Raw genomic sequence first — 21,782 nt, 5'->3', positions numbered from 1 at the left:
CGACGACTCCCCGGACGCGGGCGGCCCGACGCCGCCCCCGACCGGTCAACGAGCGCCGGGCCCGTCACGACGCGCGGTCAGCGCGGCGTGCCGAAGACCTGCGTCCAGTACGGCCCGTTGCTGCGCGCCAGACCCATTCCGATCTGGGTGTACCCGCAGTTGAGGATGTTCTTCCGGTGCCCCTCGGATTTCATCCATCCGTCCATCACCTCGGCCGCGCTCTGGTAGCCCCAGGCGACGTTCTCGCCCACCATGCTCCAGCTGTAGCCGGCGCGCTCCACCCGGTCCTTGGGCTCGCTGCCGTCGCTGCCGTTGTGGTCCATCTTCTTGTGGTCCGCCTGGTCCTGGCTGTGCCGCTGGGCGGCCAGGTTCAGCTTGGCGTTCACGGTCAGCGCCTTGCAGCCGGCCTTCGCCCGCTCCTGGTTCACCAGCGTGACGACCTTCTGGAGTTCCGCGCTCAGCGCGGTCGTGGCGGTGGCCTTGGTGGCCGCGGTGCCGCCGCCGCTCGGGGCGCTGCTGCGCTCCTGCTGCCGCGACGGCGCGGTGCTGCGGCTCGGCTTCGGGGTGGCCTTCTTGGACGGGCTCGGCGCGGCGGTGGTCGGTACGGCCGACGGGCTGGCCGACTCGGCAGCGAGTGTGTCCGCCGGGGTGTCCCCGTCGTCCTCGGGCGCCTGCGGCGCGGCGGCCACCGGAGCGTCGGCGGAGGTGCGCTTGGTGCCCTGGTCGTCGCCGGGTAGCAGGACGGCGCCCACGCCGAGGCTCACCACGAGTGTCGCCGCGGCGGCGGCCCCGCCGATCACGAGGGGCCGGGAAAGGCGCCGCTTGCGGCGTCGCGGCTCGTCGGCCGGGATGTCGTCCGCCGGCTGCCACGTCGCGGCCGGCTGCTCCCAGCCGCCGGCCGGCTGCTCGTGGCCGTGCCACGCGGGCTCCTGGCCGTGCCAGGCGGCCGTGGGCTGCTCGTGGCCGGTCCTGGCCGGCCCCTGGGCGTGCCAGGCATTGGCGGGCTGCTCATGGCCGTGCCAGGCGGCGGTGGGCTGTTCCTCGCCGTTCCACCGGTCGCGGGGCGGCGGGTAGGAGCCGGCCGGCTCGGCGCCGTAACCGGCGGGGCCGTAGCCGGCGGGCGGCTGCTGCTGCCCTCCGTCGCCGAAGAGGTACGACGACCGCGGCTCGGGCCGGTCGCTGAGCCACGCCGGACCCTCGTCGGTCGGCGGCTCGGGACGCCGGCGGGCGCCCTCCGGTTCGATCGGGTCGTTCCAGCGGTACACGCCTGTCCCCTCCACGGGTTGGTTACGGGCCGGGGTGACGCTACGGGCGCGCTCGGAGCTGCAGCAACGTGGCTAAGAAAGAGTTAAGGCGAAGCAGCCGCCGAGGGTGAGGCGTTCACACATTTCCGGCGTACAGTAAAGGCGTCCGGACAGAGCGTGTCCGCGCCTTGTGGCAGCCCCCCGGCGAGTGGCCCGGCCGACGTGGAGATGATCTACGGCCTTGGTCAACTTGACGAAGGAGGGGGTTTCGGCTCAATATAGTGGTGTCGCCAGTCGCGCCCAGCCATGCCCCGATACAGCGGGAATGGTAGCCGCGAACATCATGGGCGCGCGTTGGCCGGCCTTTCCGGCAGCGCACATCAAGGAGTTCAGCATGGCGAAGGCCCTCTACGGCCACGTAAGCGCAGCGCCCGACCGGCGTCTGCTCGACGAGGTCACCCGTCTGCGTGCCAGGGTTCAGGCACTGGAGTTCGAGATCACGCGTCTGCGTGCCGACAACGATCGGCTCGCGGCGGCAGCGGCGGAGGCCGACGACCTCCTCCGTCTGGCCGAGCCCGCGCTGACCTGATCTCCAGTCGCCGGAAAACTGAATCGCACCACACCGAAAAGCGCGCCGACACTCAAGTGCCGGCGCGCAGCCATGTGCGTACCCCTTTTCGCCGTTCCCGCCGTGATTCTCGATCTTGCGAAACCGCCCGGAATTGCGTCCGGTAATTGTGATCATGCATTTCCGTTCCCACCGCGACGGCCGGGCGGAAAACGGACACCGCAGGTGCCGGGTGGGTCGCGTGGCGGCGACGTCGCGGTCCCGGGTTAGTCTGCGGGTTCACCAGGTCCGCGCAGCCGGCGACGGTACGGCGGCCACCGGACGAGGATCGAGAAGGTGCATCTCAAGAGCCTGACGGTGAAGGGGTTCAAGTCCTTCGCCTCCGCCACGACGTTGAAGCTGGAGCCCGGGATCACCTGCGTGGTGGGCCCGAACGGCTCCGGCAAGTCCAACGTCGTCGACGCCATCGCCTGGGTGCTCGGCGAGCAGGGCGCCAAGGCGCTGCGCGGCGGCAAGATGGAGGACGTCATCTTCGCCGGCACCGCCGGACGCGCGCCGCTGGGCCGGGCCGAGGTCACCCTCACCATCGACAACACCGACGGCGCGCTGCCGATCGAGTACACCGAGGTCTCCATCACCCGCCGGATGTTCCGCTCCGGCGAGAGCGAGTACGAGATCAACGGCGACTCCTGCCGCCTGCTCGACATCCAGGAGCTGCTCTCCGACTCGGGCATCGGCCGCGAGATGCACATCATCGTCGGGCAGGGCCGGCTCGACGGCATGCTGCACGCCAAGCCGGAGGACCGGCGGGCGTTCATCGAGGAGGCGGCCGGCGTCCTCAAGCACCGCAAGCGCAAGGAGAAGGCGCTGCGGAAGCTCGACGCGATGCAGACCAACCTCAACCGCCTGACCGACCTCACCGCCGAGCTGCGCCGCCAGCTCAAGCCGCTGGGCCGGCAGGCCGAGGTGGCCCGCCGCGCCGCCGCGATCCAGGCCAACCTGCGCGACGCCCGGCTGCGGCTGCTCGCCGACGACCTGCACACGCTGCGGACCACACTGGACAAGGAGATCGCCGACGAGACCGCGCTGCGCGAGCGGCGCGAGCTGATCGAGGCCGAGCACGGCGAGGTGCAGGGCCGCCTCGGCGAGCTGGAGGCGGCGCTGGCCGAGGACGCCCCGCTGCTCGCGGCGGCGCAGGACACCTGGTACCGCCTTTCCGCGCTCCAGGAACGGTTCCGCTCGATCGAGCAACTGGCCCGGGAACGGCTGCGTCACCTCAGCGCCGCCGGTGACGACGAGCGCCCCGGCCGCGACCCGGAACAGCTGGAGGCGGAGTCGCGGCGGGTGCGCGAGCAGGAGGAGGAGCTGCGCGCCGCGCTCACCGAGGACCAGATCCGGCTGGCCGAGGCGGTCGAGCACCGCCAGGAGCTGGAACGCCAGCTCGCCGCCGCCGAGCGGGAACTGGTCGCCGCCGCCAAGGCGATCGCCGACCGGCGCGAGGGACTGGCCCGCCTCACCGGCCAGGTGAACTCCGCCCGGGCCCGGACCACGAGCGCCGGCGAGGAGATCGAACGGCTCGCCGCCGCGCACACCGACGCGATGGGCCGGGCCGAGAAGGCGCAGGCCGACCTGGACGCGGTCGCCGAGCAGTCGACCGAGGCCGACCGGGACAACGCCGACCTGGACGCCCGGCACGACGAGGCGGTGGCCGTACACGAGCGGGCCCAGGCGGCGGTGCGCAGCCTGACCGACGGGGAGCGCGCCGCGGAGAAGGACGCCGCCACCTGGAAGGCCCGCGAGGAAGCGCTCGCGATGGGCCTGCGCCGCAAGGACGGCGCCGGTGAGCTGCTGGCCCGCGCCGACCAGGTGCCCGGCCTGCTCGGCAGCCTCGCCGGGCTGCTCACCGTCGCGCCCGGTGACGAGGCGGCGCTCGCCGCCGCGCTGGGCGGGCTCGCCGACGCGGTGGCGGTCAGCGGCGTGGACGAAGCGGTCGAGGCGATGCGGCTGCTCAAGATCTCCGACGCCGGCCGGGCCGGGCTGCTGGTCGGCAGCCCCGCCGGGCCGGGCATGGACGGCTCCGCGGACGCGCTGCGCCCGAAGCTGCCCGAGGGCGCCCGCTGGGCGCCCGACCTGGTGGAGTGCTCGGCCGAGATCCGGCCGGCCGTGCACCGGGCGCTGCGCGACGTCGCGCTCGTCGACGACCTGGCCGCCGCGTCCGCGCTCGTCGCTGCGAACCCGGAGCTGCGCGCGGTCACCCCCGACGGCGACGTGGTCGGGGCGTACGCGGCGGCGGGCGGGTCGGCAAAGGCGCCCAGTTTCATCGAGGTGCAGGCCGCCGTCGAGGAGGCGCGGGCCAACCGCGCCACCGCCGAACGGACCGCCGCCGAGCTGCGCGAACAGCTCGCCGAGGCGCGCGCCGAGGTGGCCGCCGCCAAGGAGGCCGTGCAGCACGCCGCCGCCGCCAAGCGGGAGGCGGAGAGCCACCGCAACGCCGCCGCGCGCCGCCTCGCCGAACTGGGCGCGGCCGCCCGATCGGCGAAGGCGGAGACCGACCGGCTCGGCGAGTCCCGGGCACGCGCCGAGGCGGCCCGGGAACGGGACCTCGCGGCGCTGGCCGAGCTGGAGGAACGGCTGCGGCTGGCCGAGGCCACCCCGATCGACGCCGAACCGTCCACCGAGGAACGCGACCAGCTCGCCGCCATGGTGCCGCAGGCACGGCAGAACGAGATGGAGGTCCGGCTCGCGGTGCGTACCGCCGAGGAGCGGGTGGCCTCGATCGCCGGGCGGGCCGACTCGCTGGCCCGGCAGGCCACCGCCGAACGCGCGGCGCGGGAGCGCGCCGCCGCCCGGCGCGCGGCCCGCGCCCGCGGCGCCCAGATCGCCCGGGCCGTGGTCGGCGGCGCCCGCGAGGCGCTCACCCGGCTCACCGTCTCGGTCGCCCGGGCCGAGGAGCACCGCGACGCCGTCGCCCGCGAACGCGCCGCCCGCGAGGCCGAGCTGTCCGAGGTACGCGGCGCGGCCAAGCGGCTCGCCGCCGAGCTGGAACGGCTCACCAGCCAGGTTCACCGCGACGAGGTGGCCCGCGCCGAGCAGCGGATGCGCATCGAGCAGCTGGAGGCCAAGGCGGCCGAGGACTTCGGCCTGGACGTGGCCACGCTCGTCGCCGAGTACGGTCCGGACCGGCTGGTGCCGCCCACCGACGCGGACGTGGCGCTGGCCGAGAAGGACGGGCGGCCAGTGCCGGAGCCGGTCCGCTACGAGCGGCCGGTGCAGGAGAAGCGGGCCGCCAAGGCGGAACGGGAACTGGCCCTGCTGGGCAAGGTGAACCCGCTCGCGCTGGAGGAGTTCGCCGCGCTGGAGGAGCGCTTCAAGTTCCTCTCCGAGCAGCTGGAGGACCTCAAGGCCACCCGGCGTGACCTGCTCACCGTGGTCAAGGACGTGGACGACCGGATCCTGGAGGTCTTCGCCAGCGCGTTCGAAGACACCGCGCGGGAGTTCGAGCAGGTCTTCACGGTGCTGTTCCCCGGCGGCGAGGGCCGGCTGATTCTCACCGACCCGGAGGACCTGCTCACCACAGGTGTCGAGGTCGAGGCCCGGCCGCCGGGCAAGAAGATCAAGCGACTCTCGCTGCTCTCCGGCGGGGAGCGGTCGCTGACCGCCGTGGCGATGCTCGTGGCGATCTTCCGCGCCCGGCCCAGCCCGTTCTACATCATGGACGAGGTGGAGGCGGCGCTCGACGACGTGAACCTGGGCCGCCTGATCACGCTGCTGGCACAGTTGCGGGAGAAGAGCCAGCTGATCGTGATCACGCACCAGAAGCGGACCATGGAGATCGCCGACGCGCTGTACGGCGTGACCATGCGCGCCGGTGTGACCCAGGTGATCAGCCAGCGGCTCAACCGGGCCGACGACGAGGAACAGGTGACGAGCGAGTGAGTCGGGAACGCGCCACGGCGCTCCTGGTGGACTTCGACGGCGTACTGCGCCGCTGGGATCCGGCGGTGGCCGCCGGCGTCGAGCGGGAGTACGGGCTGACCGAGGGCGTCCTCGGTGAGATCGCGATGTCCTGGGGTCTACTCCAGCCGGTGCTGACCGGCCAGGTCAGCCACGCCCAGTGGATGGTGAGCGTGGCCGACGCGCTGACCCCCGCGGTCGGCGCGGACCGGGCCCGCGCGGCGGTCCAGGAGTGGCAGAGCTACCGCGGCGAGGTGGACCCGGAGGTGCTGGCGTTCGTCCGCGAGGTGCGGGCCGCGGGCATCCGGGTGGGTCTGGGCACGAACGCCACCGACCTGCTCGACGCCGACCTGGCCGCGCTCGACCTGACCGACGAGCTGGACGTGATCGTCAACTCCTCTGTCGTCGGCGTGCACAAGCCGGCGAAGGAGTACTTCCAGGCCGCCTGCGAGGCGCTGGAGACGCCACCGGGGCGGGTGCTGTTCGTCGACGACGAGGACCGTTCGGTGGCCGGTGCCCGGGTGGCCGGGCTGTCCGCCCACCGCTGGAGCGGCCCGGCCGACCTGCGCTACCTGCGGGCGGCGCTGGCGTACTGATCCGGCTCAGGCGCCGGTGACGCCGTCGATGCGTTCCCGGATCAGGTCGGCGTGGCCGTTGTGCCGGGCGTACTCCTCGATCATGTGGACGTAGACCCAGCGGAGGCTGACGTCGTTGACGGTGTCGCCCCGGCGATGGCGGAAGGTGTGCTCCAGCGGCAGGCCGGCGACCGCCTCCCGGGCCGCCTCGATCTCCGCGCGCAGCGTGGCGAACGCTTCGGCAGGGTCGGCGTCGGCGACGTCGTTGTGGTCGGCGTCCGGGTCGGCGCTGTAGTCGTAGAGCGTCGGCACGTCCTGGCCGGCGGCGCGGATGCGGAACCACCACCGCTCCACGTCGGCCATGTGCCGGACCAGGCCGAGCAGCGTCAGCCCGGAGGGCTCGACACTGCGGGTACGCAGTTGCTCGGCGGTGAGTCCGGCGCACTTGTGCACCAGCGTGTCGCGATGGTGGTCGAGCCAGCCTTCGAGCATGGTGCGCTCGTCGGCGACGTAGGGCTCGTGGCGGCGGTCGATCTCAGGCACGGTCCAGGTCATGGGCGCAGATGTTAAGAGGGGCCCCCTGCACAACGCGAGGCGTTAACAGGGGGCCCTTCCTTTCAGGGCACCACGACGACGGGCCACCGGCCGGTACGGACCAGCCGGGTGGCGACCGAGCCGACCAGCTTGTGCCCGGCCTGCTCGGACGAGCCGACCACCACCATGTCGGCGCGGTGCTCGTCGGCGGCCCGGCACAGCTCGGTGTAGGCGTCGCCGCGCCGGCACAGGAACGTCACCGGCAGGTCCAGTTCCTCGGCCCCGCGCCGGCACTCCGCGCGCAGCTCGGCGGCCAGCTCGTCGTGGGTCTGCTGGACCGCGCCGGCCACCACGCCGGAGAGCATCGCGCTGTACGAGGCCGGCGAGCTGACGAACACCGCCACCAGCGTGGCGCCCTGTCGCCGGGCCAGTCCGGCGGCGTACGCGGCGGCACGCATCGAGGTGCGGCTGCCGTCCACGCCGACGAGCACCACCCGCGGCCCGTCCGTACCCCGCTCGTAGGGCGACGGCCGGGTCCGCGGGCCGTACCGTTCACGTTCCGCGGCGTCCATGGTCAGTCCCGCGTTCCGGCCGGGATCGCCTCGGCCTTCTCGGGCCCGGCGGGGACCGGCTCGGCGTTGGAGCGGCGCAGCGGGACCTCCCGGATGAGGACCACCGCGATCAGGGCGAGCAGCCCGAACGGGGCGGCGGCCAGGAAGATGTCACCGGCGGCGTGCCCGTACGCGGCCTCGACCACGTCCCGGATCGGCCCGGGCAGCGTGTGCACGTCGGGCAGGCCGCCGCCACCCGAGCCGGAGGCCGGGACGCCGAGGCGGCTCAGGCCGTCGGCCAGGTAGCCGGTGACCCGGTGCCCGAGGATCGCGCCGAGCGCGCTCACGCCGATCGCGCCGCCGAGGCTGCGGAAGAAGGACACCACCGAGCTGGCCGCGCCGAGTTCGTCCGGGCGGACCGTGTTCTGCACGGCGAGCACCAGGTTCTGCATGCTCATGCCGACGCCGAGACCGATCAGCGCCATGAACACGGCCAGGCGCCAGTAGGGCGTATCGGCCCGCATGGTGCCCATCAGCGCGAAGCCGGCGGTGAGCAGCACCGAGCCGATGACCAGCCAGCTCTTCCAGCGGCCGGTGCTGGTGATGATCCGGCCGACCACCGTCGAGGAGACCAGCAGGCCGCCGATCATGGGCAGCGTCATCAGGCCGGACATGGTGGGGCTGGCGCCGCGGCTGATCTGGAAGTACTGCCCGAGGAACACCGAGGCGCCGAACATGCCGACGCCGACGGCGATGCTGGCGATCACGGCGAGCGTGATGGTGCGGTTGCGGAACAGCCGCGGCGGGATCATCGGGTCTGCGGCGCGCTTCTCGACCCGGGCGGCGAGCGCGCCGAGCAGCGCGGCGCCGGCCACCATGGCGCCGCTGGTCCAGGAGATCCAGTCGTACTTGTCGCCGGCCAGGGTGATCCAGACCAGCAGCAGCGAGACGGCGGCGGTGATGAGGGTGGCGCCCCACCAGTCGATCTTCACGTCGCGCTTGACCACCGGCAGGCGCAGCGTCCGCTGGAGCACGATCAGGGCGAGTACGGCGAACGGCACGCCGACGTAGAAGCACCAGCGCCAGCCGAGCCAGGAGGTGTCCACGATCACGCCGCCGATCAGCGGGCCGCCGATGGTGCCGACTGCCATCACTGCGCCGAGGTAACCGCTGTACCGGCCGCGCTCGCGCGGGGCGATCATCGTCGCCATGATCACCTGGGCGAGGGCGGTGAGGCCGCCCGCGCCGACGCCCTGCACCACCCGGCAGGCGATCAGCTCGCCGGTGGTCTGGGCCTGCCCGGCGAGCACCGAGCCCAGCACGAAGACCACCAGGGAGATCTGGACCAGCAGCTTCTTGCTGAACAGGTCGGACAGCTTGCCCCAGATGGGCGTGGTCGCGGTGGTCGCCAGCAGCGTCGAGGTGACCACCCAGGTGTACGCGGACTGGCCGCCGCGCAGGTCCGTGATGATCCGCGGCAGCGCGTTGGAGACGACCGTGGAGGAGAGGATCGCGACGAACATGCCCAGCAGCAGGCCGGAGAGCGCCTCCAGGATCTGGCGGTGGGACATGTCGACGGCGGTCGCCCGCGCGGGCGCAGTCACCTGGGTCATCGTGGATTGCCTCCGGAGCGGGGGAGAAAGGTTGCCTTGGGCAACCGTAGAAGCCGTTGCCTTGAGCAACAACTCTTGCCGGGTCGGGTTTGTTCCCCCTCGCCGGAAGATCAGAACGACTCGTTGAAGCGGTGCATCAGCCGGGCGAGGTCCGCCACGTCCTCTTTCGGCCAGCTCTCCAGCGAACGCCTGATCTGTCCGAGTCGCGCGGCCCGGGCCGCGTCGAACCGCCGGGTGCCCTCCTCGGTCAGGCTCAGCTGGGCCGCCCGGCGGTCGGTGGGGTCCGGGTCGCGGCGTACCAGGCCCAGCGCCTCCAGCCCGCCGATCTGCCGGCTCAGCGTGCCCTTGCCGATGCCCAGCTTGACGGCCAGGTCGGTGAGCCGGATCGACCCCGACCGCCGCAGCCAGAGCAGCAGGCCGTACGCGTTGGGCTCCAGGTTCGGGTGGACCTCGCGGGCGATCTCCCAGGACAGCGCCCGGCCGCGCCGCAGCAACGCGGTCAACTCGTGCTCCACGGCGCGCAGCGTCTCGTCCACGCTCAGAGGGTACTCAGTCCCCGTCGCTGAGTTGCTGTTGCGCCACCGGGCGCAGCTCGCCGTCGCTGGTCGTGCCCTCGATCACCACGGCGGCCTCACGGCCCCGGTGGGTGAGCGTGGCCACCGCGTTGCCGAAGTAGGGCCCGGCCAGCTTCCGCCAGCGCACCGGCGGGCGGCGTACCCCGGCCGAACGGGCCAGCGCCCGGGTCGCCCCGGCCGGGCCGGGATTCCAGCCCAGCGTCATCAGCGGGCGCATGCCGGCGGGCACCTGGTTGTGGATCGGTGAACAGGTGAGCTGGTGCACCGGCGTGCGGACGTCACGGTCGGCGAACCGGGCCCGCGCCACGTACGAGTGGTGCACGTCCCCGGAGAGCACGCTGATCGACGCCGGTCGCGCGTACGCCGGCCCGGCGCCCACCCGCGCCCCGGTGCGCGGCGCGGTGCCGCTGCCCAGCCGCGCGAACAGCTCGCCCAGCGCCTCGAACGAGCGCCGGAACGCCGCCCAGTGCTCCAGGTCCAGGGCCCGGCGGATCTGCTCGGAGATCCGGGCCACCCAGGGCCGGCCGGAGTCGGCCAGGCGCTCGTTCCACGCCTCGACGTGGTGGATACCCGGTGGCAGCAGCCACGGCAGCGAGCTGCCCACCACCAGGTGGTCGTACTCGCCGTGCGCCTGGTCGAGGAACCACGACCACTCGCCCGGCGGCAGCATCGCCCGGCTGCCCGGCAGGAGCACCCGGCTGGACCGGTTGTCCAGCATCACCAGGCGGGTGCGGCCCAGGTCCAGCGCGTAGCTCCACTGGTACTGCACGGCCCGCCAGCGCTCGGTGTCGTGCGCCAGGTCGGCCTCCTTGTCGACCCGCTCGCCGAACTCGTGCAGCACGCCGGTGGCGTCCTCGGCGGCGATGACCTTCGCGTACACCGGGTCGGCGGCGATCTCGTCCGGGCTCAGGTTGCCCAGGTGCTGGTAGACCCAGTAGGAGGCGAGGCCGCTGCGGATCCGCTCGGCCCACCACGGCTGCTCGCGCATGTCCGCGCGCCACGACTGCGAGGTGTTCCAGTCGTCGATCACCTCGTGGTCGTCGAAGATCATCACGCTCGGCACGGTGGAGAGCAGCCAGCGGATCTCCGGGTCACGCCACGACTCCAGGTAGAGCTTCGTGTACTCGTCGAAGCTCACCACCTGCGTCGCCGGGGCGTCCTTCGGCCGCTTGCGGCGGCGCTTGAGCAGCCGCCGCACGGTCGGCGAGGTCTCGTCCGCGTACACCTGGTCGCCGAGCAGCACCAGCAGGTCGGGCAGCACGGCCTGCTCGGGCGCGGCCATCACCCGCCGGGCGTACGCGTCGAGCGCGTCCGGCGGCAGCTTGCGCGCGGTGGAGTGCTGGGTGGTCTCCCGGCAGGAGCCGAACAGCAGCCGCACCGGCTGGTCGGCGTCGTCGAGCGCGCGGGTCCGGATCACGCTGGGCGGGAACGACGAGTCCGGCAGCGGCCACGCCACCTCGTCGTCGATCAGCACCTCGTACGTCGTGGCGCTGTCCGGGGTGAGCCCGGTCACCACCACGATCGCGTAGTGGTGGTCGTACGCGGAGAAGGTGGGCGCGCTGCCGGTGGCGCCGTCGGCCGTGCGGACGTTGACCACGGCGGGCGAGCTGGTCTCCACCCAGACGGTCGCCCGCGTGTCGACGACCCGGCGCAGCAACGGGCCGATGAGCAGGCGGGAACCGGGCACGACATACACCTCCGACAAGATCGTTTCGGCTGTTCCCTACCCGGCCGGCGGTTGCGGTACGCCTTCCGGTGTGAGCGTACCCGCAGGTTGTTCGCGTGCCGAGGCGGTGAGTGGGACGCCGTCGCCGGCATCTGACAGGATTTCGGGCATGACGGAATACCTCCTCGTCGCTCTCGCCCTGCTCGGCGTGCTGATCATCGGCGGCCTGAGCCTCGTGGTGCCCCGGCTGCGCCGGCGGCCGGAGCCTCCGCTGCCGCGCACGGAGGTCGACACCCGGGCCGAGGAGGATCTGGCCGGCCCGCCGGTCGAGGCTCCGGAGGCGGACCTCACCACCGGCGTGGTGGTCGAGGCGCCCCCGGTGGAGGCGCCCCCGGTCGAGGTGCCGGAGCCGACCGCCGGCCGGCTGGTCCGGCTGCGCTCCCGGCTGTCCCGTTCCCAGAACGTCTTCGGCAAGGGCCTGCTCGGCCTGCTCAGCCGCGACCGGCTGGACGAGGACACCTGGGAGGAGATCGAGGACAGCCTGATCACCGCGGACGTCGGCATCGACTCCACCCGGGAGATCGTCGACCGGCTGCGCGAGCGGACCCGGGTGCTCGGCACCCGCACCGGGGAGGAACTGCGCGCGCTGCTCGCCGCCGAGCTGGTGAACGCGCTCGACCCGAGCCTGGACCGCTCGCTGCGGACCGCCCCGAAGGAGGGCGTCCCGGCGGTCGTGCTGGTGGTCGGCGTGAACGGCGCCGGCAAGACCACCACCTGCGGCAAGATCGCCCGGGTGCTGGTCGCGGACGGCCGCAGCGTGCTGCTCGGCGCGGCCGACACGTTCCGGGCCGCCGCCGCCGACCAGCTGGAGACCTGGGGCGGCCGGGTGGGCGCCGAGACGGTCCGCGGGCCCGAGGCCGCCGACCCGGCCAGCGTCGCGTTCGACGCCGTCAAGCGCGGCATCGACACCGGCGTGGACACCGTGCTCATCGACACCGCCGGCCGGCTGCAGAACAAGATCGGCCTGATGGACGAGCTGGGCAAGGTCAAGCGCGTCGTGGAGAAGCACGGCCCGATCGACGAGACGCTGCTGATCCTCGACGCCACCACCGGCCAGAACGGGCTGGAGCAGGCGCGGGTCTTCACCGAGGTGGTCAACGTGACGGGCGTGGTGCTGACCAAGCTCGACGGGACGGCCAAGGGGGGCATCGTGATCTCCGTGCAGCGCAAGCTCGGCATCCCGGTCAAGCTGGTCGGCCTCGGCGAGGGCAAGGACGACCTGGCCCCGTTCGACCCGGCCCAGTTCGTCGACGCGCTGCTCGGCACCGAGCCGCTCGCCCGGGACGCGTAACCTCTCCCGTGACGACTGACGATCGCGCCTACGCGGGGTGGCGCGACCCCAGCCACCCGTCGCCACGCCTCGGGAGACCGTACGTGACTTCGCAGGAGATCCCGCTGCACGGCGGGAACGTGAGCACAGTGGTCCGTGTCGGAGACACGGTCCGGCGCAACGCCGGCCCGTGGACGCCCTCCGTGCACGCGCTGTTGCGCCACCTGGAGTACGTCGGCTTCACCGGCGCGCCCCGCGCGCTCGGCATGGACGAGCGCAACCGCGAGGTCCTGTCGTACCTGGAGGGGGAGTGCGGGGAGTACCCGCTGGCCCCGCACTGGGTCACCGACGAGGCCCTGGTCACGGTGGCCACCATGCTGCGGATGTTCCACGACGCGCAGTACGGCTTCACCCCGCCGCCCGGCGCGGTCTGGCGCTCGTTCGGGCCGCCCCCGCCGGACACCGAGGTGATCTGTCACCACGACGCCGCGCCGCACAACGTGATCTGGCGCCCGGACGGCACGCTCGGGCTGATCGACTTCGACCTCGCCTCGCCCGGCGCCCGCATCTACGACGTGGCGTACGCGGCCTGGACCTGGGTGCCGATCTTCTCCGACCGCGACTCGGTGACGCTGGGCTGGAAGCGCCCCGACCGGCCGCGCCGGCTGCGCCTGTTCGCCGACGCGTACGGGCTGATCCCGCGCGACCGGCACCGGCTCATCCGCACCATCCGCAAGCGCATCGTCGACCACGTCGAGGGCATCCGGCGGATGGCCGCCGCCGGTGAGCCGGCCTTCGTCCGGATCGTCCACAAGGGCCATTTGCGTCGCCCCATGCGCGACCTGCGGCTGCTCGACTACGAGCGGCACCAGTTGGAGTACGCGCTCCGCTGAGCAAGATCGGCGTTCTTCACACGCCGGAAACAACCCGTCACGTGTCGGAAATCGCGGGGTGTCGCTGAAGGAAACAGCCGGCGACAAAGCTTCCGCGCAACCGGCTGACGGGCGATGCTGCCAGGTCTTCAGTCGGAGGGAGGAATACGACAACGAGAGGAGGCAGCGTGGAGATCGACACCGGGAACACTGCCTGGTTGCTTGTCTCGACTGCCCTCGTGCTGCTCATGACCCCCGGTCTCGCGCTGTTCTACGGCGGCCTGAACCGGTCCAAGGGCGTTCTGAACATGATGATGATGAGCTTCTCGTCCATCGGGCTCGTCAGCATCCTGTGGCTTTTCTACGGCTTCACCGTCGCCTTCGGCGAGGGCGGCAAGTTCTGGGGTGACCTCGGTCAGTACCTGGGCACCAAGACGTTCGTCGGCGAGAACGACCTGTGGGGCGAGACCGGAATCCCGATCTACGTCTTCATCGCCTTCCAGATGATGTTCGCGGTCATCACCGTGGCGCTGATCAGCGGCGCGCTCTCCGACCGGGTGAAGTTCGCCGGCTGGCTGCTGTTCGCGTTCGGCTGGGCGACCCTGGTCTACTTCCCGGTCGCCCACATGGTCTGGGGCGGCGGGCTGATCGGCGGCGACATCGGCGCGCTGGACTTCGCCGGTGGTACCGCCGTGCACATCAACGCCGGCGCCGCGGCGCTCGCGCTGGTGCTCGTGCTCGGCAAGCGGGTGGGCTGGCCGCGCGAGAGCATGAAGCCGCACAACGTCCCGATGGTCGCCCTCGGCGCCGCGCTGCTGTGGTTCGGCTGGTTCGGCTTCAACGCCGGCTCCGAGCTGACCGCCGACGGGGTCACCGCGCTGGCGTTCATCAACACCCAGGTCGCCACCGCCGCGGCGCTGCTCGGCTGGATCGTGGTGGAGTGGGTGCGTGACGGCAAGCCGACCCTGGTCGGTGCCTCGTCCGGCGCCATCGCCGGTCTGGTCGCCATCACCCCGGCCTGTGCGTTCATCACCCCGGCCGCAGCGGTGCTGCTGGGCGTGGTGGCCGGTGCGGTCTGCGCCCTCGCGGTCGGTCTGAAGTACCGGCTCGGCTACGACGACTCCCTCGACGTGGTCGGCGTGCACTTCGTCGGCGGCTGGATCGGCTGCCTCTGGATCGGCCTGTTCGGCACCGCCTCGGTGAGCTCGCTGGTGGAGACCGACGGCCTGTTCGTCGGCGGCGACGCCAGCCTGCTCGGCAAGCAGGCGATCAGCGCGCTGATCGTCAGCGTCTACTCCTTCGTCGTCGCCTACGCTCTCGGCTTCGTGATCGACAAGACGATCGGCCTCCGGGTCTCCGCCGAGGCCGAGGTCGACGGCATCGACATCGCCGAGCACGCGGAGAGCGGCTACGACCTGTCGCCCACCACGGGCAGCGGCGGTGGCGCGTTCGCGATGGCCGGGATCGGAGCCGGCAAGCCCGGCGCGGAGCCCGCCGCCGAGTCGGACGAGTCCGCGCCGGTCAGCGAGAAGGTCGCCGGTTAACGTTCCTGGGATGGAGGGGTTGGACATGAAGCTGGTGACCGCGGTCATCAAGCCGTACCAGCTGGACGCGGTGAAGGAGGCTCTGCACGCCCTCGGCGTGGCGGGGCTGACGGTCAGCGAGGTCCAGGGCTACGGCCGGCAGAAGGGGCACACCGAGGTCTACCGGGGTGCCGAGTACACGGTCGAGTTCCTGCCCAAGATCCGGGTCGAGGTACTCACCGACGAGATCGACGTCGACAAGATCGTGGACGCGATCGTCGGCGCCGCCCGGACCGGCAAGATCGGCGACGGCAAGGTCTGGGTGACCGGCGTCGAAGAGGTCGTCCGGGTGCGTACCGGCGAGCGCGGGCTCGACGCCCTCTGACGGCCGGACCTGCCGACGTGACCTCGTTGACCACGGCTGCCACCCCCACCGGGGACGGCGTGCCCGTGGTCAACGAGGTCGTCGGCGTACCCGGGGGCATCGGTGAGCCGGCCCGGAACGCGCGGGCCGAGGCGCTCGACGCCTGGCTGCGCCGGGCCTTCCCGGACCGGGACGGGGTGGCGCTCGTCGCGGTGGGCGGGCTGGGCCGCCGCCAGTGCGCCCCCTACGGCGACCTCGACCTGGTGCTGCTGCACGCCGGGGTGCCCGGCATCGACGAGCTGGCCGCGTCGCTCTGGTACCCGATCTGGGACGCCGGACTGCGGCTCGACCACTCGGTACGCACCGTCGCCGAGGCGCTGTCGGTGGCCCAGGACGACGTCAAGGTCGCCCTCGGCCTGCTCGACGCCCGGCACGTCGCGGGCGACCCGGCCCTGACCGACCAGCTCGCGCGTACCGCCACCGACCACTGGCGGCGGACCGCGATCCGCCAGCTCCCCGGCCTGCGCGAGATCACCGCCGCGCGCTGGGAGGCGCACGGCGAACTGGCGTTCCTGCTCGAAGGCGACCTCAAGGAGGCGGCCGGCGGGCTGCGCGACGTGGGCATCCTGCGCGCCATCGCCACCGCCGGGGTCACCGACGCGCTCCGCCCGGCCGTGTACGCGGCGCACCGGCGGCTGCTGGACACCCGCGACGCGCTGCACCAGCAGGTGGGCCGCCGGGTCGACCGCCTGGTCGCCCAGGAACGCGACGGCGTGGCGCGGCTGCTCGGCGCCGAGGACGGCGACGCGCTGCTGCGGCTCGTGGCCGGCGACGCCCGCACCGTCAGCCACGCCCTGGACGACGCCTGGCGGGCCGCCGACCGGCTCCGCTCCGGCCGCCACCGGGCCGCCCCCGGCCGGCCGCTGCGCCGCCCGGTCGCGCGGGACGTGGTCGAGCAGGACGGGGAACTGGTGCTCGCCCGTACCGCCATCGGGGCCCGCCCCGACCCGAGCCTGTCGCTGCGGGTGGCCGCCGCGGCCGCCACCACCCGGCTGCCGATCGCGCGCGCCACCTGCGAGTGGCTGGCCGCGTACTGCCCGCCGCTGCCCGCGCCCTGGCCGCCGGCGGCACGGGCCGCGCTGATCACGCTGCTCGGCGCCGGTCCCGGCCTGGTGCCCGCCTGGGAGACCTGCGACCGGTACGGGCTGATCGACCGCTGGCTGCCCGAGTGGACCCGGATGCGCAGCCTGCCCCAGCACAACCCGGTGCACCGGTTCACGCTCGACCGGCACCTGGTGCAGACCGCGTACGAGGCGAGCCGGCACACCCGCGACGTGGAACGCCCCGACCTGCTGCTGCTCGGCGCGTTCCTGCACGACATCGGCAAAGGGCTGGAAGGAGACCACTCGACGGTCGGCGCGCCGCTGGCCGAGGCGGTGGCCACCCGGGTCGGGCTGCCACCAGCCGAGGCGGAGCTGATCGGCACGCTGGTCCGGCTGCATCTGCTGTTGCCCGACGTAGCCACCCGCCGGGACCTGTCCGACCCGAAGACAGTCGCCGGTGTGGCCGAGCGGGTCGGCGACACCGCCACGCTGGAACTGCTGCACGCCCTGGTACGCGCCGACGCCGCCGCCACCGGCCCGGCCGCCTGGTCCGCCTGGAAGGGCCGGCTGATCGCCGAGCTGGTGGCCCGGGTGCGCACCACCCTGGACACCGGCGTGGTGCCCGCTCCGCCGGCCCCCGACCCGGCGCTCGTGGCCGGGCCGCTGCCTGTCGTACACCTGGGGGAGGACCGGGTGTCGGTGGCCGCGGCGGACCGGCGCGGACTGCTCGCCACGGTCGCCGGTTGCCTGGCCCTGCACCGCCTCGAGGTGATCTCCGCGGACGCCGCCACCGTGGACGGCCGCGCCCTGGTGCAGTGCCGGGTGCAGCCGCGCTACGGGCTGGCGCCGAACCCGATCGCGCTCAGCGCCGACCTGCGCCGCGCGGTCGGCGGCGACGTCTCGGTGATCCAGCGGCTGCGTGGCCGGGCGCTCGCCGCCCGCAGCCAGGGCGCTGCGCCCCGGGTGGTCTGGCACCGGGAGGCGGCCACCGACGCGGTGCTGCTGGAACTGCGCGCCGCGGACGCGGCCGGGCTGCTCTACCGGGTCACCTGCGCGCTCGACGAGGCCGGCGCCCAGGTGCGGGCGGCCCGGATCTCCACGCTCGGCGGCGACGTGGTGGACGCCTTCTACCTGGTCGGCGGCTGGCCCTCGGACGAGGAACGAGCGCGCATCGAGGCCGCCGTGCTCGCCGCCGTGTAAGGAAGGGCCCCTTGTTAACGCCTCCGGTAGAGGAAGGGACCCCTGTTAACACCCGGCCGACGAGCGGCGTGGGCCCGTGGACGGCCGGGCCGGAGCGAGGGTGCGGGCGGCGGGCTACCCTAACGGTGGGCTGGACCATCGGCCCGCCAGCATGTGCCCGCCGAAAACGACAAACGGGATGTTCGCGTGTTTGACACCTTGAGTGACCGCCTGTCCGGGATCTTCACCAAGCTCCGCGGCAAGGGCCGGCTCACCGACGCCGACATCGACGCCACCGCGCGCGAGATCCGGATGGCGTTGCTGGAGGCCGACGTCGCCCTGCCGGTGGTCAAGGGCTTCATCGCGAACGTCAAGGAGCGGGCGCGCAGCGCCGAGGTCTCCCAGGCGCTGAACCCGGCCCAGCAGATCATCAAGATCGTCAACGAGGAGCTGATCAACGTCCTCGGCGGCGAGGGGCGGCGGCTCCAGTTCGCCAAGCACCCGCCGACCGTGATCATGCTGGCCGGCCTCCAGGGCTCCGGTAAGACGACCCTCGCCGGCAAGCTGGCCCGCTGGCTCAAGAGCCAGGGCCACCAGCCGCTGCTCGTCGCCGCCGACCTCCAGCGTCCCAACGCCGTCGGGCAGCTCCAGGTGCTCGGTGGCCGGGCCGGCGTCGAGGTGTACGCCCCGGCGCCCGGCAACGGCGTCGGCGACCCGGTGCAGGTGGCCCGCGACTCGATCGAGCACGCCCGCCGCGCCGCCCGCGACATCGTCATCGTCGACACCGCCGGCCGGCTCGGTATCGACGCCGAGATGATGCAGCAGGCCGCGAACATCCGCGACGCGGTCCAGCCCGACGAGGTCATCTTCGTCATCGACGCGATGGTCGGCCAGGACGCGGTCCGTACCGCAGAGGCGTTCCGCGACGGCGTGGGCATCACCGGCGTGGTGCTGTCCAAGCTCGACGGCGACGCCCGCGGCGGCGCCGCGCTCTCCGTCCGCGAGGTCACCGGCCAGCCGATCCTGTTCGCCTCCACCGGCGAGAAGCTGGAGGACTTCGACGTCTTCCACCCCGACCGGATGGCCAGCCGGATCCTCGGCATGGGCGACGTCCTCACTCTGATCGAGCAGGCCGAGGCGGCCTTCGACTCCGATCAGAAGGACAAGATGACCGCCAAGCTGATGGGCGGGGAGACCTTCACGCTGGAGGACTTCCTCGATCAGCTCATCGCGGTCCGGCGGATGGGCCCGATCGCCAACGTGCTGGCCATGATGCCGGGCATGGGGCAGATGAAGGACCAGCTCGCCGAGCTGGACGACAAGCACTTCGACCGGGTGACCGCGATCATCAGGTCGATGACCCCGGCCGAGCGCACCAACCCGAAGATCATCAACGGCTCCCGCCGGGCCCGGATCGCCAACGGCTCCGGCGTCACCGTCATGGACGTCAACCAGCTGCTCAACCGCTTCACCGACGCGCAGAAGATGATGAAGCAGATGGGCGGCATGATGGGCCTGCCCGGCGGTGGCCGGCGCAAGGCGACCAAGTCGCCGAAGAACAAGCGCAAGGGCACGAAGGGCGGCGGGCGGCCGCGTACCGGCGCCGGCATGCCGGGTGGCTTCCCGGGCGGGATGCCGCAGCTCCCGCCGGGCCTGGACCCGGGTGATCTGGCGGGTGGGCAGGGCCTGCCGCCGGGCTTCAAGCTTCCGAAGATCGACTTCAACAAGCTGGGCAAGGGCGGCGACAAGGGCCCCCGCTAGCGTGTCGGTGACAGTGGGCGATGTGATCATCACCTAGGGTCGGTTCGCCCCCTGGAAGGAGATGTCATGACCGCGGCGCCGATCCTGCCCGAGCGGCACGAGTGGACGGTCGACGACCTGGGCGACCTGCCCAAGGACCTTCCGTACGAACTGATCAACGGAAGGTTGATCGTGCCGTCGCCCACCGCCCTGCACCAGGATCTGTGTGTCCGTCTCCTACTCGCGCTTGAGGTCAACTGCCCGCCTGAGTTCCTGGTGAGCATCGACCTGTCCATGCGGGTGGACCGCCGCAACGAGCCGCGCCCGGATGTGGTGGTGATCCGGCGCAAGCACGCCGGCCGGTCGCCGGTCCCGGTCGAGGACGCGCTGCTCGCCGTCGAGGTCGTCTCGCCGACGTCGCACTTCCACGACCTGTACGACAAGGCGAAGGTCTACGCCCGCTCCGGGGTCCGCTCCTACTGGGTGGTGGATCCGCAGCACGAGCGGATCGCGCTGACCGAGTACACGCTCGACGGCGCCGCCCGCGAGTACGAGCAACTGGCACACACCGAGGACCTGTTCGTCACCGAGCGGCCCTGGAAGGTCTCGGTCGATCTGCCGGCGCTGACCGCGCGGCGCAACGACCTGCTCGCCGGCGAGGAGGACTGATCGGGTAGGACTGTGCACATGGCTCTGCACGTGCGCGGTGTGTTCCTTCCCGACGACGAGGTCCGGGACGTCTGGCTGGTCGGCGACCGGGTCACCTTCGAACCGGTGCCCGGCGCCGAGACGGTGGCCGACGGCGGCTTCGTGCTGCCCGGTCTGACCGATGCGCACTGCCACATCGGCATCGCCCGCGGCGGCAGCCCGATCACCTCGCTCGACCAGGCGCGGGAACTGGCCCGGATCGACCGGGACGCGGGCGTGCTGGCGATCCGCGACGCCGGGTCGCCGTACCCGTACCCCGAACTGGAGGACGAGCCGGACCTGCCGCGACTGGCCCGCGCGGGCCGGCACATCGCCCCGCCCAAGCGCTACCTGCGCGACATCGGCGTGGAGGTCGGCGCGGCGGAGGTCGCCGAGACGGTGGCCGCGCAGGCCGCGGCCGGCAACGGCTGGGTCAAGCTGGTCGGCGACTGGATCGAGCGGGGAGTGGGCGACCTGGCGCCGGCCTGGGACGCCGACACCATGACCGCGGCGGTCGCCGCCGCGCACGCCGCCGGGGTACGCGCGGCGGTGCACACGTTCTCCGAGTCGGCGGTGGAGATCATGGTGCGGGCCGGGGTGGACTCGGTGGAGCATGGCACCGGGCTGAGCCTCGACCTGATCGACCTGATGGCCCGGCAGGGCACCGCGCTGGTTCCCACGATGATCAACATCCGGACCTTCGGCCACATCGCGGAGCAGGCCCGGCCCAAGTTCCCCGGGTACGCCGACCACATGCTCGCCCTGCGCGACCGCTTCCCCGAGGTGGTGCGCGCCGCGCACGAGGCCGGTGTGCCGATCTACGTCGGCACCGACGCGGGCGGCGGCATCGACCACGGGCTCGCGGCCGAGGAGATGCTCCTGCTGCACGAGCAGGCCGGCATGTCCGCGCCGGACGTGCTGGCCGCCGCCTCCTGGCGGGCCCGGGAGTGGCTCGGCTTCCCCGGGCTGGTCGAGGGCGGCCTCGCCGACCTGGTGGTCTACCCCGAAGATCCGCGCCGTGACCTGCGCGTGGTCCGGACGCCCAGCCGGATCGTCCTGCGCGGCCGGGTCGTCCGCTGACGGGCCGTGACCGGCCGCCGTCGTCGCTAGCGCGCCGTCGCCGCCATCAGGAACAGGCGCACCGCCAGGTCGGCCAGCCGGTCGGCGGTCTCGTCGACCGGGCCGCCGGGCAGCACGATGTGGCTCACCACCAGGCGTACGACGCTGTCCGCCGCGAACGCCAGGGCCGCCGGATCGGCGTCGGGCAGGCGGTCACCCGTCCAGTCCAGCAGCGCCGCCGCGGCCTCGGCGAGCACCAGCTCGGACCGGGTGGTCAGGTACGGCAGCAACTCCTCCGAGCCGCCCCGCGTGCTGGTCAGCACGGCCCGGACCAGCGGGTTCTCGGCGGCTGAGGCGAGCGTGCGGTGGATCGCCGCGTACGCCGCCGCCCGCACGTCGGAGTCGTGCTCGCCGAGCGCGGACCGGACCTGGCCGACGAACCGGTCCACCTCGTGCCGGGCCAGCGCCTCGCCCAGGCCCGCCTTGGTGCCGAACTCGTTGTAGACCGTCTGCCGGCTCACCCCGGCGGCGGCGGCCACCGCGCCCATCCGGACACGGTCCCACCCGAGGGCCACGGTCTGCGCCCGGGCGGCCTCCACGATCGCGTCCCGTGTCTCACCCATCGCCGTCGAAGTCTACGGCCGC

The 21,782-nt window shown here is 72.9% G+C and carries 18 protein-coding genes; 11 read left to right on the top strand and 7 right to left on the bottom strand.

Annotated features, from left to right (window positions below; all coding sequences use genetic code 11):
* Nucleotides 1-77 precede the first annotated feature (77 nt).
* Nucleotides 78-1,265: a CAP domain-containing protein gene (locus tag HA073_RS01620; RefSeq protein WP_166455539.1), complete on the bottom strand. Its 1,188-nt coding sequence runs from the start codon at nt 1,263-1,265 to the stop codon at nt 78-80.
* A gap of 373 nt (nt 1,266-1,638) precedes the next feature.
* Between HA073_RS01620 and HA073_RS01615 the strand changes: the two genes are divergently transcribed.
* The 3 genes from HA073_RS01615 to HA073_RS01605 all read left to right on the top strand — a co-directional run bounded on the left by HA073_RS01615 (nt 1,639) and on the right by HA073_RS01605 (nt 6,362).
* Nucleotides 1,639-1,833, top strand: coding sequence for a hypothetical protein (locus HA073_RS01615; protein ID WP_013284566.1), 195 nt, complete (start codon nt 1,639-1,641; stop codon nt 1,831-1,833).
* Between the two features lie 315 nt (nt 1,834-2,148).
* Nucleotides 2,149-5,748, top strand: coding sequence for a chromosome segregation protein SMC (gene smc / locus HA073_RS01610; protein ID WP_166455538.1), 3,600 nt, complete (start codon nt 2,149-2,151; stop codon nt 5,746-5,748).
* Nucleotides 5,745-6,362 (top strand): HAD-IA family hydrolase, encoded by a 618-nt coding sequence (locus tag HA073_RS01605; RefSeq protein WP_043325934.1) that lies wholly within the window; start codon nt 5,745-5,747, stop codon nt 6,360-6,362. The genes smc and HA073_RS01605 overlap by 4 nt, the downstream gene beginning before the upstream one ends.
* Nucleotides 6,363-6,368: 6 nt before the next feature.
* Here the strand turns inward: HA073_RS01605 and HA073_RS01600 are convergent, their stop codons facing one another.
* The 5 genes from HA073_RS01600 to HA073_RS01580 form a co-directional block, all read right to left on the bottom strand.
* Nucleotides 6,369-6,896: a DinB family protein gene (locus HA073_RS01600; RefSeq protein ID WP_043325933.1), complete on the bottom strand. Its 528-nt coding sequence runs from the start codon at nt 6,894-6,896 to the stop codon at nt 6,369-6,371.
* Nucleotides 6,897-6,958: 62 nt separating this feature from the next.
* Nucleotides 6,959-7,447: a universal stress protein gene (locus HA073_RS01595; RefSeq protein WP_043325931.1), complete on the bottom strand. Its 489-nt coding sequence runs from the start codon at nt 7,445-7,447 to the stop codon at nt 6,959-6,961.
* Between the two features lie 2 nt (nt 7,448-7,449).
* Complete coding sequence (locus tag HA073_RS01590) at nt 7,450-9,039, bottom strand: MDR family MFS transporter (RefSeq protein WP_166455537.1); 1,590 nt, start codon at nt 9,037-9,039, stop codon at nt 7,450-7,452.
* 110 nt (nt 9,040-9,149) lie between these two features.
* Nucleotides 9,150-9,575: a MarR family winged helix-turn-helix transcriptional regulator gene (locus HA073_RS01585; RefSeq protein WP_043325928.1), complete on the bottom strand. Its 426-nt coding sequence runs from the start codon at nt 9,573-9,575 to the stop codon at nt 9,150-9,152.
* A 13-nt stretch (nt 9,576-9,588) separates the two neighbouring features.
* Nucleotides 9,589-11,301, bottom strand: a complete 1,713-nt coding sequence (locus tag HA073_RS01580; RefSeq protein ID WP_166455536.1) for an alkaline phosphatase D family protein — start codon at nt 11,299-11,301, stop codon at nt 9,589-9,591.
* A 148-nt stretch (nt 11,302-11,449) separates the two neighbouring features.
* Here HA073_RS01580 and ftsY point away from each other — a divergent pair, with 148 nt between their 5' ends.
* The 8 genes from ftsY to HA073_RS01540 all read left to right on the top strand — a co-directional run bounded on the left by ftsY (nt 11,450) and on the right by HA073_RS01540 (nt 21,158).
* Nucleotides 11,450-12,631, top strand: coding sequence for a signal recognition particle-docking protein FtsY (ftsY, locus tag HA073_RS01575; RefSeq protein ID WP_043325927.1), 1,182 nt, complete (start codon nt 11,450-11,452; stop codon nt 12,629-12,631).
* Between the two features lie 8 nt (nt 12,632-12,639).
* Nucleotides 12,640-13,503 carry an aminoglycoside phosphotransferase family protein gene (locus HA073_RS01570; protein ID WP_174537508.1) on the top strand — a complete coding sequence of 288 codons (864 nt, stop codon included), beginning with the start codon at nt 12,640-12,642 and terminating at the stop codon, nt 13,501-13,503.
* A 227-nt stretch (nt 13,504-13,730) separates the two neighbouring features.
* On the top strand, nt 13,731-15,026 hold the full coding sequence (locus HA073_RS01565; protein WP_231915538.1) for an ammonium transporter: 1,296 nt from the start codon (nt 13,731-13,733) through the stop codon (nt 15,024-15,026).
* Nucleotides 15,027-15,051: 25 nt separating this feature from the next.
* Nucleotides 15,052-15,390 carry a P-II family nitrogen regulator gene (locus tag HA073_RS01560; RefSeq protein WP_174537509.1) on the top strand — a complete coding sequence of 113 codons (339 nt, stop codon included), beginning with the start codon at nt 15,052-15,054 and terminating at the stop codon, nt 15,388-15,390.
* 17 nt (nt 15,391-15,407) lie between these two features.
* Complete coding sequence (locus HA073_RS01555; RefSeq protein ID WP_069088754.1) at nt 15,408-17,672, top strand: [protein-PII] uridylyltransferase; 2,265 nt, start codon at nt 15,408-15,410, stop codon at nt 17,670-17,672.
* A 186-nt stretch (nt 17,673-17,858) separates the two neighbouring features.
* Complete coding sequence (gene ffh / locus HA073_RS01550) at nt 17,859-19,412, top strand: signal recognition particle protein (RefSeq protein WP_043325921.1); 1,554 nt, start codon at nt 17,859-17,861, stop codon at nt 19,410-19,412.
* A gap of 66 nt (nt 19,413-19,478) precedes the next feature.
* Nucleotides 19,479-20,060 carry a Uma2 family endonuclease gene (locus HA073_RS01545; protein ID WP_043325919.1) on the top strand — a complete coding sequence of 194 codons (582 nt, stop codon included), beginning with the start codon at nt 19,479-19,481 and terminating at the stop codon, nt 20,058-20,060.
* A gap of 18 nt (nt 20,061-20,078) precedes the next feature.
* A complete protein-coding gene (locus HA073_RS01540; RefSeq protein WP_113971818.1) occupies nt 20,079-21,158 on the top strand; it encodes an amidohydrolase family protein in 1,080 nt (359 codons plus the stop codon).
* A gap of 26 nt (nt 21,159-21,184) precedes the next feature.
* Here the strand turns inward: HA073_RS01540 and HA073_RS01535 are convergent, their stop codons facing one another.
* Nucleotides 21,185-21,760: a TetR/AcrR family transcriptional regulator gene (locus HA073_RS01535; RefSeq protein ID WP_043325918.1), complete on the bottom strand. Its 576-nt coding sequence runs from the start codon at nt 21,758-21,760 to the stop codon at nt 21,185-21,187.
* Nucleotides 21,761-21,782: the final 22 nt, after the last annotated feature.

Origin of the sequence: Micromonospora sp. CMU55-4 (assembly GCF_011602315.1) — a bacterium.
GTDB classification, from domain to species: Bacteria; Actinomycetota; Actinomycetes; order Mycobacteriales; family Micromonosporaceae; genus Micromonospora; species Micromonospora chalcea.
Note: the sequence above shows the minus strand (reverse complement) of the source record. Positions and strands in the feature narration are given on the sequence as shown.

Bases quoted from the DNA above. Each gene is read 5' to 3' on its own strand.
- HA073_RS01615 (WP_013284566.1), top strand. From the start codon at position 1,639: ATGGCGAAGGCCCTCTACGGCCACGTAAGCGCAGCGCCCGACCGGCGT.
- HA073_RS01600 (WP_043325933.1), bottom strand. From the start codon at position 6,896: ATGACCTGGACCGTGCCTGAGATCGACCGCCGCCACGAGCCCTACGTC.
- HA073_RS01595 (WP_043325931.1), bottom strand. From the start codon at position 7,447: ATGGACGCCGCGGAACGTGAACGGTACGGCCCGCGGACCCGGCCGTCG.
- HA073_RS01590 (WP_166455537.1), bottom strand. From the start codon at position 9,039: ATGACCCAGGTGACTGCGCCCGCGCGGGCGACCGCCGTCGACATGTCC.
- ftsY (WP_043325927.1), top strand. From the start codon at position 11,450: ATGACGGAATACCTCCTCGTCGCTCTCGCCCTGCTCGGCGTGCTGATC.
- HA073_RS01565 (WP_231915538.1), top strand. From the start codon at position 13,731: ATGACCCCCGGTCTCGCGCTGTTCTACGGCGGCCTGAACCGGTCCAAG.
- HA073_RS01560 (WP_174537509.1), top strand. From the start codon at position 15,052: ATGAAGCTGGTGACCGCGGTCATCAAGCCGTACCAGCTGGACGCGGTG.
- HA073_RS01545 (WP_043325919.1), top strand. From the start codon at position 19,479: ATGACCGCGGCGCCGATCCTGCCCGAGCGGCACGAGTGGACGGTCGAC.
- HA073_RS01540 (WP_113971818.1), top strand. From the start codon at position 20,079: ATGGCTCTGCACGTGCGCGGTGTGTTCCTTCCCGACGACGAGGTCCGG.
- HA073_RS01535 (WP_043325918.1), bottom strand. From the start codon at position 21,760: ATGGGTGAGACACGGGACGCGATCGTGGAGGCCGCCCGGGCGCAGACC.